General features: G+C 68.5%; 5 protein-coding genes. 1 reads left to right on the top strand and 4 read right to left on the bottom strand.

What is annotated here, in order from left to right; all coding sequences use genetic code 11:
* Window positions 1-37 precede the first annotated feature (37 nt).
* Window positions 38-3,943, bottom strand: coding sequence for a helicase-exonuclease AddAB subunit AddA (addA, locus tag A9Z00_RS05550; RefSeq protein ID WP_296975169.1), 3,906 nt, complete (start codon window positions 3,941-3,943; stop codon window positions 38-40).
* A complete protein-coding gene (gene addB / locus A9Z00_RS05555) occupies window positions 3,936-7,700 on the bottom strand; it encodes a helicase-exonuclease AddAB subunit AddB (protein WP_296975170.1) in 3,765 nt (1,254 codons plus the stop codon). Before addB ends, addA begins: the two co-directional genes overlap by 8 nt.
* A gap of 164 nt (window positions 7,701-7,864) precedes the next feature.
* Between addB and A9Z00_RS05560 the strand changes: the two genes are divergently transcribed.
* Complete coding sequence (locus tag A9Z00_RS05560; RefSeq protein ID WP_296975171.1) at window positions 7,865-8,767, top strand: glycerophosphodiester phosphodiesterase; 903 nt, start codon at window positions 7,865-7,867, stop codon at window positions 8,765-8,767.
* 168 nt (window positions 8,768-8,935) lie between these two features.
* Here the strand turns inward: A9Z00_RS05560 and A9Z00_RS05565 are convergent, their stop codons facing one another.
* Both A9Z00_RS05565 and A9Z00_RS05570 read right to left on the bottom strand, forming a co-directional pair.
* Window positions 8,936-12,358 carry a glycoside hydrolase family 2 TIM barrel-domain containing protein gene (locus A9Z00_RS05565; protein WP_296975172.1) on the bottom strand — a complete coding sequence of 1,141 codons (3,423 nt, stop codon included), beginning with the start codon at window positions 12,356-12,358 and terminating at the stop codon, window positions 8,936-8,938.
* A gap of 291 nt (window positions 12,359-12,649) precedes the next feature.
* Entirely contained in the window at window positions 12,650-14,122 is a 1,473-nt protein-coding gene (locus A9Z00_RS05570; RefSeq protein ID WP_296975173.1) for a nicotinate phosphoribosyltransferase, read from the bottom strand.
* Window positions 14,123-14,140 lie beyond the last annotated feature (18 nt).

Here is a 14,140-nt window from a genome sequence, read left to right on the forward strand (position 1 = left end):
CCTTTTTCCACCAACAAGGAAATCCGCACCCGGAATCCTACAGAATCCGCACCGCCTGCGCCGCATCGAAGAAGAAGACATGCGCCTCGTCGACCGGCCTGCCGAGAATTTCGCCGATCGACTCGGCGTACAGCTCGATCTGGAACCGGTGCCGCTCCGCGGCGGCGAGGACGTCGCCGTCCCATATCCGGTCCGTCTTGTAATCGAGCAGCACGAGCCGTCCGTCCGCGTCTTCGAACAGACAGTCGACGACGCCCTGGACGAGCACGGACTCCTCCGCCGCCGGACCGCCCGCGACATCCGGCCGGATGCGGGCCGCCGGCACCATGCGGCTGAACGGCACTTCCCGCATCACGCGCCGGGCGGCCGCAAGCCTCTTCCCGGGATCCCCGGCGAAGAACGCGGCGATTGCCGCGCAGTCCACGGCTTCGGCCTGCGCCGGGGTGAGCAGCCGCCGTTCGACCATCGACCGGACAACGGCGCGGATGTCCTCCTCGCCGTGGGGGCCGCCGGCCGGGACATGCTGCATGACGAGATGCGCGGCCGTACCGCGCTCGGCCGGCGTCAGATCCCGCTCCTCCATGAAGCGCGGCCGGCGCAGCCGGAACGAAGCCGGCTCGCCGCCTCCGGCCGCAGCCCCCCGCGGTCCTTCCGCCGGCATCCGGGAATCCGCCGCGGGACCCGTGAACCCCTCCGCCGGCGTCCACAGGCGTGCCGCCGGCTCCATCCATCCTTCCGCCGGCAATTCCTCATCCTCGTCGGCCGCGGACATATGCTTCATCTCGGTGACGGACGTCTTCGCGGCGATCCCGACCGCGTCCTCGTGCGGATAACGCCAGGACAGGCGGCGCTCCACCTCGGCCGCGTGCGCGCCTGCCGAAGGCAGCGGTTCTCCCGCCGTCATGAGGCGCGCCAGCTCCCCGCGATCTTCCGCTCCGTCCGCGGGCGCCTCGGCGGCCGCCGCGGTCTCCGCGGCCAGCAGCTCCGCCCGCTCCACGCCGAACCGCCATCCGAGGGCGGGCGCCCCGCCCGCGGCATCCGCCGCTTCCGGTTCGGCGAAGCGCAGGACCGGCGGCATCAGCCAATCGAGATAACAGCGCGCCGACGTCAGCGCGTGGTCCGGCACGACCCCGTCCTTCCGCACCAGGTTCCGCCACCGCTCCAGTTCCGCCGCCGCGTCCTTCACCGTGCCGAGGAGGATCAATTTCTCCTTCGGACGGGTCATCGCGACGTAGAGCACCCGCATTTCCTCCGCGAGCATCTCGGCCCTGAGCCGCCGGCGTACGGCGAGCTGCGGCAGCGACGGGTAGCTCAGGCGCAGCTCCGGATCGACGATCCGCGGGCCGAAGCCGAGCTGCTTGTGCATCAGGAAGGCGCCGTTCAGATCCGAGAAATTGAACCGCTTCCCGAGCCCCGCGACGAAGACGACCGGAAATTCCAGCCCCTTGCTCGCGTGGATCGTCATGATCCGCACGACGTCGTCCTGCTCGCCGAGCGTTTTCGCCGTGCCGAGGTCCCCGCCCTGGTCGCGCAGCCGGTCAATGAAGCGCAGGAAGCGGAACAGCCCGCGGAACGACGTCGCCTCGTACTGCCGGGCGCGGTCGAGCAGCGCCTGCAGGTTCGCCTGCCGCTGCACGCCGCCGGGCAGCCCGCCCGCCAGATCGTAAAACCCGGTCTCGCGGTAAATGCGGCGGATGAGCTCGGTCAGCGATCCCTGCCGCGCCTCGTCCCGCCATCGCTCCAGCCTCCCGAGGAACTTCTCCAGCTTCAGCCGAAGGGACGCGGGCGCCTCCGGATCCCGCGCCGCCGCCCGCACCGCGTCGAAGAACGGCCCGCTGCGCGCGGCAATGCGCACGGCGGCCAGCTCCTCGGCGTTCAGCCCGCCGATCGGCGAACGCAGCACGCCGGCCAGCGGGATGTCCTGGTACGGATTGTCGATGACGCGGAGCAGCGACAGCATCGTCTCCACTTCCGTCTGCTCGAAATAGCCGCCCTTCCGCTCGGCATACGCCGGAATGCCCGCGGCCGCGAGCTCGTCCGCCATCGCCTGCGCCCACGATTCCTGCGCGCGCAGCAGGATGACGAAATCGCGCCAAGTCGCGCGGCGATGGACGCGCCGCTTGGCGTCCCAGACGCGGAGCGGCGGCCGTCCGTCCCCGCCGGCGATCATCGCGCGGATGCGCGCCGCGATCCAGCGCGCCTCGAGCTGCGCCGTCTCGAGCTCGGCCAGCTCCTCGGCGGCGGCCCGCGCCGCTTCGTCCTCTTCCGTACCGCCGTCCGCATCGCCGTTCTCCGTCCCGTTCGCCGCGCCCCGGTCAAGCAGCACGCACTCGACGGCAAACCGGTCTTCGCCATCGAGCTCCGGATCGGGATCGGGGTACGACGCGCCGTATTTCAGCTCGGCGCGCTCGTCGTAGTCCAGCTCCGCGGCGCGCTCGCGCATGATGAGGCGGAACAGGCCGTTGACGCCGCTTACGACTTCCCGCCGGCTGCGGAAATTGCGCGCGAGATCGATGCGCAGCCCGGGCGCGCCGCCGTCGGCTTCCCCCGCGGCATAGCGGCGGTACTTGTCCAGGAACAGCCCGGGATCGGCCAGCCGGAACCGGTAAATGCTCTGCTTCACGTCGCCGACCATGAACCGGTTGCCGTGGCCGGGCCGCGCGATCAGGTCGAGAATCGCCTCCTGCACCTGGTTCGTGTCCTGGTACTCGTCGATCAGAATCTCTTCGAACTGCTCCCGGTACTCGAGCGCCGCGGCGGACGGCAGCGGCCTCTCCGGCGTCGAGGCGGGATCGCGCAGGATGCGCAGGCAATAATGCTCGAGATCGCCGAAGTCGACGAGCCCCCGCTCCCGCTTCACCGCTTCGTAACGCCGCCCGAAATCGATGACGAGTTCGGCCAGCGCCTCCATGAGCGGAGCGATTTCATTTAGTTCCTTCGCATAATCGGCGAGCGGACGGGAGAACAGCTCCTCCTTCAGCCCGAGCACGATCGCCTTCGCGTCGTCGCGCAGCTTCCTGATCCGTTCCTGCAATGCCTTGTCCGCATCGCCGCCGCGCTGCGGTTTGAGCGGATCGAACGAAGCCTCGCGGAACGCGGCGAACCATTCGGCCATCGGCCGGCTCCGCACCGTCTCGAGGAGCCGGCCCGCCAGGGCCAGGTCGGCGCGCAGCGTCCCGGCGTAAGCCCCGGGACCGTCCGGGCGCATCGCGCCGGCGAGCGCCTGTTCGAGCAGCGCCTCCGCCTCCTCCAGCTCGAGCTGCACGGCGCGGCGGATCTCGCGGCCCCACGCGCTGTCCTCGAGCCGGTCCGGACCTGCGATCCGGAACGCGGCGGCGGAGGCGCGCAGCCATTCCTCGGGCCAGGGATGGCTGCGCGAGAACTCGAAGAGGTCAAGCACGAGGCGCGCGAACGGCTCGTCGCTCCGGTCGCCGCCGAACGTCTCGGCGAGCCGGGTGAACCGGCCGTCCGCGTCCTGGGCGTACCGCTCCTCGAACAGGTCCTGGAGCGTCTCGGCCTTCAGCAGCTCGGCCTCGGTCTCGTTCGCGACACGGAATCCCGGATCGAGCCCGATCATCGGATAGTAGCGGCGGATGACCTCGAGGCAGAACGAGTGGAGCGTCGTGATCACCGCCCGTCCCATCAGGGCGAGCTGGCGGCGCAGGTGTCCGGAGCCGGGGTTCCGCTCCAGCGCCTCCTCGAGCGCGAGCCGGATCCGCTCCTTCATCTCCGCCGCCGCCGCGTTCGTGAACGTCGCGACGAGCAGCCGGTCGACGTCGGTGTCGGAGGAGATTTTGCGGATGATGCGCTCGACGAGCACCGCCGTCTTGCCCGAACCGGCGGCCGCCGCGACGAGCACGTTCCGCCCGCCCGTCCCGATCGCCTGGAGCTGCTCCTCCGTCCAGGACAGGTCCGCCGCCTTCGCCGTTGTGCTCTCAGCCATCACCCTCACCTCCGTCACCGGCCCAATCGTTCCCGCGGGCCGCAGCCTCTCCGCCGGCCGCGATTTCGTCCAAGGCGCCGCCGGGATCCGGTCCGGCGGCTTCCGAACCCCCGCTTGCGACCGCAGGCGGGTCCGCGCCCGCATCCGCGCCGCCGGCCGCTTCCCGGAGCGGTTCGATCCGGCCGGCCGCCGCTTCCGCGGCCTTCGCCCCGCCGTCCGTCCGTTCCGTCCCGTTTCGGTCCGCCTCGACTCCGACAGCCGCGCCTTCCCGCAGCAGTTCCCAGATCCGCTCCTTCGGGATCCGGCCGATCCTGCGGTAGCCGTTGCCTTCGATCAGCGGATCGAAGTGGCACACCGGCTTGTACGGACAATACGCGCACGGCGATCGGTCGCCCAGCCGGTACGGCGCGATCGCGACTTCGCCGTCGAGGATGCGGCCGGCGATCCGCCCGATCGTCCTCCGGACGGCGCCGCGCAGCACTTCCCATTCGTCCCGCGTCACGACCGCCGAATCGCTGTAGAATCCGCCGCCCTTCCGAAGCCCGGCGGGAACGAGATCCGAACGGCCCGTCTCCAGTCCGAGATCCATCATCCGGACGACGGCTTCGTCCGCCGTCAGCAGCCCGCGCGTCCTGAAGCGCTTCAGCGCCTGCCTGCGCGCCTCTTCGCCCGGCAGCGGGGCGGGTACGGCGAGCAGCGGATCGTGCACGTGGAAATAGAGCACCCCCGCCGGTTCGGCCGGCCGGCCGAGCCAGTCCGGCGCGTGGGTGAGCAGCGCGTCCATGTAGGTGACAAGCTGCAGGGCCAATCCGAAGGCGACTTCCTCCAGCCGCAGGATCTTCGCCGACGACTTGTAATCGATGATGCGCAGGAGCAATCCGTCCTCCGTCTCCGCCGCATCGACGCGGTCGATCCGGCCGACAACCTCGACGGACCGGCCGGGTCCGGCCGGCAGCACGAGCGGCGGCAGCCGTTCGCCCGGGCCGAACGCGATCTCCAGTCCGACCGGCCTGAACAGGCCGCGCCGCGCATGCTCGGCGAGCGCCGAAGCGGTCCGGACAAGCGTCTGCTTGAGCCGCCGGGCGATGAAGCCGTAGCGGCTGCTGCTCATGAGAATGCGGGATTGCAGGCGGGGCACCAGGCTGTCGACGATGTCGGACACCGCCTTCGCGATCTCCTCCTGCGAGAGTTCCCCCAGCCCGGGACCGCAGGCTTCCGCCAGCCGCGACAGTGCCGCGTGGAACAGCTGCCCCACGTCCGGCGCCTCGAGCCGGTGCATGCGGCGTTCCTCCAGCCGGAGCCCGTAGGCGGCGAAATGCTGGAACGGACAGGCCGTGAACCGCTCCATGCGCGACACGCTCGCGAGCAGCCGGTCGCCGTACAGCCGCCGCGCCGTCAAAAGCGGCAGGGGCGCCGCCTCGTTCCGGTAGCGGAGCGACGATGTGACCGTCAGGAGCCGATCCCGCCATTCCGGCCGCGCGGCGAACCAGTTGTACACGTCGCGCCACGGCTCCGGAAGCCGGCCGTCCGTCCGGAAGCGTCGCAACCGGCCGGAGAGCAGCGACAGCGCGCGGTCCGGGCGGCGGATATGGCGCAGATGCTCCTCCGCGCCCGCTTCCTCCTCCGGCTCTCCGGTTTCGGAGCGAATCCCGATACCGGGGAACAGCGCCCCGACCTGGCGGATCAGCTCGGAAGCGTACAGCCCTTTCCCTTCCTCGTCCGCCGCCGCGTAGCTGATCCACAGCACGCGGGAAGGCATCGTCAGCGCGGCGTAGATCAGGAACCGCTCGTCGAGCAGCCGGCGGCGTACGCCGGGCGCAAGCCGGATGCCGGCGTCGCCGAGGCGCTCCCGCTCCCGCTCGGTCAACACGCCGTCCTCGCGGGACCGCATCGGCAGCACGCCTTCGTTCGCGCCGAGCAGATAGGCGGCCTTCACGCCGCCCGTGCGGGACCGGTCGAGGCTGCCGACCAGCACCTGGTCGACCGACGGCGGCACGCTGCCGAGGCGCAGGCTGTCCAGCCCCGTCTCGACCATGCCCGCGAACAGCCCGGCCGGCATCCGCTCCTCGCCCGCCAGCTCGACGAGCTGATCGAGCAGGTGCATGACGCCGTCCCACAGCTGGCGGTGCGCCCGCGACCGGAGGAGTTCGCCGCGCTCCGCATCTTCGGCGCTCCACGCTTCCAGCCGGTCCGCCGCGCCGACCTCGTCCAGCAGGCGGTACAGGGCCTCGCACATCGACCGGACGTCCCGGGCGCGGGAGAGCGCCTTCCCGAACCGTTCCAGCGGCCCGACGACCCGCTCCCGGCAGGCGAGCACCCGCCGGAATCCTTCCAAGTCCTCTTCCTTCGCGTTCCCCGGCTCGTCCTCGAGCGGGTCGCGCACGAGCGGGCGCCAGCCGTCAGGATCGAGCCATCTCCAGCCGTCGATGCCGGCGGCGAGCACGTAATTCTCCAGCCGGTCGAGATCGCTCCGGTCGATCCCGGAATCCGGCCCCGTGAGCAGCTCCGTCTTCACGCATCGGATGACGGCGTCATGCCGCCATCCCTTCGTCACCGTCTCGAGCGCGGAGCGGATGAACTCGACGAGCGGATGGTGGTGGATGACGGTTTTCCGGTCGAGGAAGAAGGGGATGCCGTAGTCTGAGAACGTCTGCTCGATCAGATCGGCGTAATCGGACAGGTTGCGCACCATGACCGCGATGTCGCGCCAGCGCAACCCGTCATCCTGCACGCGGCGCAGGATGTCACGGGCCGCGGCGTCGACCTCGGCGCGCCGGTTCGCCGCGGCGCGGAGCACGACGCCGCAGCGCGGATGCTCCGGATCGAGCCAATCGGCGGGCACGGCCATCGGCGTCCGCGTGCCGTAATGCCGCTCCAGGTGCGCGAGCATCGGGCTGTCCGCCCAGCGGGGCGCAGGGTCCGGACGGAGCACGACCGGCTCCTCCACGGGCACGCCCGCCCGTTCCGCGATCTCGCGCAGCCGGATATACGTCTCCGCCGTCGGCCGGAACAGGTCGAGTTCGGACGGCTGCTCTCCCGGTCCGTAGGGACGGTCGAGGGTCAGCGCCACGGTCACGCCGCGGGCGGAGCGGATCATCGCCTCGAGCGCGGCGTATTCGGCAGGCGTGAACCCGTGGAAGCCGTCGACCCAGATCTCGGCCGCGGCGAGGCTGCTCGCCCCGAATCCGCGCGCCAGAAACCGGAGGCCGTCCTCGGCGTCCAGATAGCGCCCGGCGAGCGCGTCCTCAAGCTCGGCGTACAACAGCCGGATGTCGTGCAGCTTGCGGGCGAGCAGGTCATCCCGCGCGTCAAGCCCGGCGTCTCCGGACAGCTCGTCCAGCCTGTCGGGCGTCACGCCGTACCGCTTCATCTCGGTCAACAGTTCGTTCAATTTTTCGACGAAGCCGCGCTGCCCCGCGCTTCCGGCGAACAGGCGCAGGCGGTCGGCGTGGCGATGGATCAGCTTGAACAGCAGCATGTTCTTCCCGTTCTCGCCGATCGGCACGAGCGCCGTGCCGCCCGTCTCCTGCATGACGCGGAAGGCGAGGCGCCGGAAGCTGAGCGCCTGCGCGCGCATCGTGCCGGGAATGCCCGAACCTTCAAGGAGCGCATATTCTGTTGTAAACGTTGCCTGCTCGGGAACGAGCAGGATGAGCGGCGGTCCGTCGGGCGCATCCGCCAATCTGGCGCGGACCTCGTCAAGACAGCGGCGCGTCTTGCCCGTTCCCGCGCGGCCGAGCACGAATCGCAGCTTCACGGCGATTCCCCCTGTCCATGATTCTACTATTCTAGCATACCGGCTGGGGAAAATCACCGGAAAAACCGAACACATGTTTCGTTTCCGGCGCGCATGTCCATGCAGGGATGTGCAACGCTAATGTCGAATAACGGGAAAACCGGTCGAAGGGAGGCGGACGGGCCATGCGAGGAACATGGCATCAGAGAAGACGTCTCCGGATCCTGTCGACGATCGCCGCCGTCCTGACGCTGGCGCTCGTCCAGATGTTGGGCGGCGCCGCGGGCCGCGACGCGCGGCATCCCGTCCGTTCCGCCGTCGCGCAGGCTCCCCGGGCGCTTCATCCCGGCCAGGGCGACTTCTCGGTCCGGCCGCTGATCGTCGCCCATCGCGGCGCCTCGAAATACGCCCCCGAGAACACGATGGCCGCCTTCCGCCTCGCCCGGGAGATGGGCGCGGATTACATCGAGCTGGACGTTCGGATGACGCGGGACGGACGTCTCATCGTGTTGCACGACGAGACGGTCGACCGGACGACGGACGGCACGGGTCGGGCGGACCGCATGACCTTCGGCGAAATCCTCGATCTGGACGCCGGCGGATGGTTCTCCGCGGCATTCCGGGGCGAGCGCGTGCCCTCCCTCGAGGAAGTGCTGGACGGCTTCGCCGGCGCGATCGGGCTGATCCTCGAACTGAAGCAGCCCTCCGCCTATCCCGGCATTGAACACCGGCTGGCCGGCATGCTGGCCGAACGCGGCCTGAACCGGCCGGACAGCGGGCTGATCATCCAGTCGTTCGACACCCGTTCGCTCCGCAGAATGCGCGATCTCGTGCCGGACGTGCCGATCGCCGTGCTGGTCCGCCCGGGCCGGCGCGTCACCACGCAGAACCTGGCCGCATACCGGACGTACGCTGACGCCGTCAGCCTGCCCTTCTCCCTGGCCCGCAAGCCGGTCATCGACCGGATCCGTGCGCACGGCCTGGCCGTCCTCGTCTGGGACGTGCGCGGCGAACGCCAGCTGGACCGGCTGCTCGCGTACGGCGTGGACGGCATCCTGACGAACGATCCGATGCTGCCCGTCCGCTGAACCGTGATGCCGTCGAAGAGAGCGGGTGATTTCGACCGGGCCTCCCCGGAACAGGCGAAAGTTCCGCCTGGGCGGCGAAAAAAGGCCTCCGGTTGTTCCGAAGGCCTGCATATCCGCCGCTACGGCGCCCGCATCCGGATCATCCGCTCCGGATCATCCTTCCATCCGTCACCGCTCGAACCGGAACCACGCGAAGTCGAACCGGCTGCCCGGCAGGAACACGAACGTCACGTCCCGCGCGCCCGTCACCCGCTCCAGCTCAAAGACGCGCGCCTCGTACCCTTCCGAACGCAAGAATTCGACCGCCTGTACCGTCTCGCCCCCGGGTCCCGCAAAGCGGATATGGATCGTGTTCCGGTCGATCGCCGAACGCCCGCAGATGACGATCCGCGATGCGCCCTCTTCGCCGAAATCCATTCCGTTAAACAGCAGCGACACGTTGTTGCCGATCTCCTCGACCGCGCCGCCGGCGACCGTGAACGAATCGCCGTAGACGTGGTCGCACGACGCCGCGTCGTTCCGCATGAAGGCGCGGCTCAGGCGCCGGAACGAAAAGCCCTTGATGTGCATTTTCGCGCGCGTGACGAGGCTGATCGACGTGACGCCCCGGAGCACCTTCGACAGCCTGTACGTCTCCTCCTGGTAGACGTTCCACTTCGACGGCTTCTGGTAGACGACGTCCGCGAGCAGTTCGGCGCCCTCCTCGCCGGGCATCCCTTCCCAGATCTGCAGCGAATAGGGCTCGCTCGTCAGCGCGAAGATCGGGATCGTGATCGTGTCCGAACCGACGGGGCCGAAGTCGATGCCGCGCCAGCAGACGACCGTCTCGCCGTCACGCGCCGTCGCGACGCCGCGCTCGTTGCCGTTGCCGGCCTCGCCCCGGACCTCGTCGTACAGCCCGCCCGCGATGAATCCGTACGGATCCTTCCAGGCCGGACCGAGACCCTCCGCCTCGAACTCGAGGCTCGAGATGAGCCGGATGCCGTCCGTGCCGTTCCGGCTCATGCAGCGCAGGCGGAACCGGCCGTCACCGAGCGCCGTCACCTTCGCCCGGAGCCCGTCCGCCTCCACCTTCGCGAGGTTCGAGTCGATGCCCGCGTCGTTCACGACGCGCCACTCGACGTCGCGATACGTGGCGTTCGCCGGATGGAGCCGCGCCTCCACGACGATCTCCCGCCGCGACGGACCGAAGCGCCGTCCCGCCGCGCTGACCAGCTCGATCTTGCGCACCGGCACCTCGTCCTCCCGCCCCGTCACGACCGGCATCGGGCGGTTCTCCATCCGCGCGGAGACGCCCCGCGGCGGGCCGCCCGCCGGCGCGATCGCCTCCAACTCCAGCGCCGCCGTCCCGAGACCGGGCGAAGACACTTCGATCCGGACCGGTCCCGGTTCGAGGCGCGCGGCGACGATTGCCATGAGCTTGCCGCTGAACAGCCGGCGGCTCGTGCCCTTGTACTGGTCGTAATCCGTGCTGTCGCCGTTGTCGAGTCCGACGAGCCGGCCCGCGCCGGCAACCTGCACGTGCACGCGGTTCACGGCGTTCTCGACCGGGTTGCCGTCTTCGTCCTCCATCCCGATCTCGATGAACGCGAGATCCGTGCCGTCCGCGACGAGCATCGTCTTGTCCGCCTTGAGCCGGATCCGCTTCGCGTCGCCGAACGAGCGCCTGACGTCGGTCGCGACGACGTTGCCGTCCGCGTCATAGGCGATCGCCTCCAGCACGCCGGGCTCGTACGGCACCTTCCACCACGCGACGAGCCGGTCGCCGCGCCGGCGGTCGAGCTCCTGCACGCCGAGCGAGCGGCCGTTCAGCCGGAGTTCCACGCGCGGTGCGTTCGTCGCGACCCGCACGTCGACGATCTGGCCCGGATTGAAATCCCAGTACGGGAACAGGTGGATGACCGGCCGCTTCTCCGGATCCGTCCATGCCGCCTGATAGATGTAATAGGCGTCCTTCGGGAACGTCGCCGTATCAAGCTGCCCGAAATACGAATTCTTCGTATGGTACGGCGTCGGCTCGCCGATGTAGTCGAACCCGGTCCACAGGAACTGGCCGAGCGAGAACGGCGCGTCGCGCTCCGCGATGATGCACGCCTCCGGCGATTTCGCGCCCCAGCTCGTCGTGCTGTTGCCGAGGGCGGAGCACTGCCCGTCATCGTCCGCAAGCACCGAAACCTCGAACGGGAAGCGGTAGATGCCCCGGCTCTGCACGATCGAACCGGTCTCGCTTCCGTAGATGATCCAGTGCGGATGCTCCGCGTGATGTTTATGGTACAGCTTCTCGCCGTAATTGTACCCGACGACGTCGACGAGCTCGGCGCATTTCTGCGCGTTCGGCCAGGGCATGTAGTTCGAGCCGATCGTCACCGGCGCGTTCCCCCTCGGATCGTGCTCGCGGACCCGGGCGACCAGCATCCGCGTCAGCTCCTGCCCCCGTTCGTCCGCGTGGGTGTCGTAGATCTCGTTGCCGATGCTCCACATGAGCAGGCTCGGATGGTTCCGGTCGCGCCGCACCCAGCTCCGCACGTCCCTCGCCGCCCATTCCGGGAAGAACCGCGCGTAATCGTAAGGGGTTTTCGGCCGCTCCCACATGTCGAACGCCTCCGAAACGACGAAAAACCCCATCTCGTCCGCGAGGTCCATCAGCTCCGGCGCCGGCGGATTGTGCGCGGTGCGGATCGCGTTCACGCCCATCTCCTTGAGGAGCATGAATCTGCGCCGCAGCGCGTTCACGTTGAACGCCGCGCCGAGCGCCCCGAGGTCGTGGTGCTCGCAGACGCCGTTCAGCTTCAGGTTGGTGCCGTTCACGATGAGCCCCCGGTCCGGATCCATGACGATATGGCGAAAACCGATCCGCTGCACCACCCGCTCATGCGGTTCGGCGCCCAAAGGCGCATCCGCCGGACGAAGCTCCGTGACGAGCGTATAGAGGTTCGGCTCGTCGGGATGCCACAGCTTCGGATCCTCGACGACCAGCTCATGCGACGCCGCACGGCGGCCCGCCTCGACGCGCCCGGAGACGCTGGCGATCTCCCGCCCCCCGTGCACGATCGCATGCCGGAGCTCCGCCGCCTCCTCCAGGTGCACCTCCGTGTCGATCTCGACCCGCCATCGCCCGTCCTCCCGCCGCCGTACTGACACGTAGACGCCGTCGGTCTCGATCCAGTTCGCGCCGCGCGTCTTCAGCCAGACGTTCCGGTAGATGCCGGCGCCCGAGTACCAGCGGCTGTTCGGGCTCTCGTGGACGACCTTCACGACGATCTCGTTCTCGCCGTCCGCGAGCGCTTCGGTGATGTCATGCTCGAACGACGTATAACCGTATTTCCACTCGCCGACCGGCATCCCGTTCACGAAGACGGTCGAATTCATGTACACGCCGTCAAAGCAAAGCAGCGCCCGCCGGCCGTCCTTCTTCCAGCGAAACGTCTTGCGATACCAGCCGATGCCGTTCTCGTACAGGTTCCGCGTATCCCAGATCAGCCAGTCATGCGGCAGGTCGACCGGCACGAACGCCAGTCCCCTCCAGCTGTCCGCGTCCAGGCCGGTCTTCGCGAACATCCAGCCGTCGTTGAACAATTCCCGGGTGTTCATGTCGACTCCTTCACTCCGCCAGGATCTATTCCGCCAAGCCGATTATAGTCGAGCGCGCCCCGTTCCGATACCCGGCAGATCGGACAACATGCCGCATCCGGCGAAAAAGGTCTTGACTTCGTCCCCGTATCGGTATCCGGTCCTCCTCCATGCCCATGCCCCATTTCCCGACGGCCGGCTCCATGCCGTCGACACGATCGCCGGCACCGGCGGACGGAATCGAAGCAAAAGCGGACCATCCCGCCGGACGGGCGGAGATGGTCCGCTCTTGTGGCGTGCACCCTTGATCCTTCAGATTTCTTCCGCCTTCGCCTCGATCGCTTCCCTGATCCGGCGGATGATCGCCATCCGGTTGTCCCAGCACGCCTGGCTCAGGTCGACGGGGTATTCCGGCGGATTCATCGTCCGCTTGTATTCATCCCAGAGCAGATCGAGATTGTCCCGCGCAAAGCGGCGGATGTCCTCGAGCTTCGGCAGCTCGCAGACGAGCCGCCCGTCCTCGAAAACCGTGTGATGCAGTTCCCGCGCCTCGAAATTCGTCACATACTTCATGAGGTGCGTATGCACGGGATGGAACATTTTCAGCCGCTCTTCCCGCCGCGGGTCCTCGTGCTCGAGCGCGATGTAGTCGCCCTCGGCCTTGCCGGTCCGGCGGTTCACGATGCGCCAGACCCGTTTCAGCCCGGGGGTCGAGATCTTCTCGGGGTTCGAGCTGATCTTGATCGTATCCTGGAGCGTTCCGTTCTCGTCCTCGATCGCGGCCATCTTGTAGACGACGCCCAGCGCGGGCTGGTCGTACGCCGTGATGAGCCGCGTGCCGATCCCCCAGACGTCGATGCGGGCGCCCTGGGCCTTCAGGTTCAGAATCGTATGCTCGTCGAGATCGCTCGACGCGACGATCTTCGCGTCCGGGAATCCCGCCTTGTCCAGCATTTCCCGCGCCTTCTTCGAGAGGTAGGCGAGGTCGCCGCTGTCCAGCCGGATGCCGACGAAATGGATGCGGTCCCCGAATTCCCTCGCCACCCGGATCGCATTCGGCACTCCCGAGCGGAGCGTGTCGTAGGTGTCGACGAGAAAGACGCAGTGCCGGTGCCGGGAGGCGTATTTTTTGAACGCCGTGTACTCGTCGCCGTAGGCCTGCACCATCGCGTGGGCGTGCGTGCCGACGATCGGGATGCCGAACATCTTGCCGGCCCGGACGTTGGAGGTGCCGGCGAAGCCGCCGATGTACGCCGCCCTCGCCCCCCACACCGCCGCGTCCATCTCGTGCGCCCGCCGCGAACCGAATTCGAGCGCGTCGTCGTCACCGATGATCTGCTTGATGCGCGAAGCCTTCGTCGCAATCAGCGTCTGGTAATTGACGATGTTCAGGATCGCGGTCTCGATCAGCTGGCACTGGATGAGCGGCGCCTCGATGCGCATGATCGGCTCGTTCGCGAACACGACCTCCCCTTCCCGCATCGAGCGGAGCGTGCCCGTGAACCGCAGGTCCCGCAGGAAGTCGAGATAATCCCCGTCAAATCCCTGTTCGCGCAGATAGGCGAGATCGGTGTCCGAGAACCGGAAGTTCTGCAGGTACCGCACGACCCGCTCCAGACCGGCGAAAATCGCGTACCCGTTGCCGAAGGGCATTTTCCGGAAATAGACCTCGAACACCGCCCGGCGGTTGTGCACGTTGTCCGCCCAATAGACTTCGCCCATGCTGAGCTGGTAGCGGTCGGTATGGAGCGCCGCGCTGTCATCCCGGTAAAGTTCGCGTTCCATCGATCCAATCTCCCTTGC

Origin of the sequence: Thermobacillus sp. ZCTH02-B1 (assembly GCF_002159085.1) — a bacterium.
Taxonomy (GTDB): domain Bacteria; phylum Bacillota; class Bacilli; order Paenibacillales; family Paenibacillaceae; genus Thermobacillus.

Excerpts from the sequence above, each read along its gene's own strand:
- addA (WP_296975169.1), bottom strand. The coding sequence starts at position 3,943 with ATGGCTGAGAGCACAACGGCGAAGGCGGCGGACCTGTCCTGGACGGAG.
- A9Z00_RS05560 (WP_296975171.1), top strand. The coding sequence starts at position 7,865 with ATGCGAGGAACATGGCATCAGAGAAGACGTCTCCGGATCCTGTCGACG.
- A9Z00_RS05565 (WP_296975172.1), bottom strand. The coding sequence starts at position 12,358 with ATGAACACCCGGGAATTGTTCAACGACGGCTGGATGTTCGCGAAGACC.
- A9Z00_RS05570 (WP_296975173.1), bottom strand. The coding sequence starts at position 14,122 with ATGGAACGCGAACTTTACCGGGATGACAGCGCGGCGCTCCATACCGAC.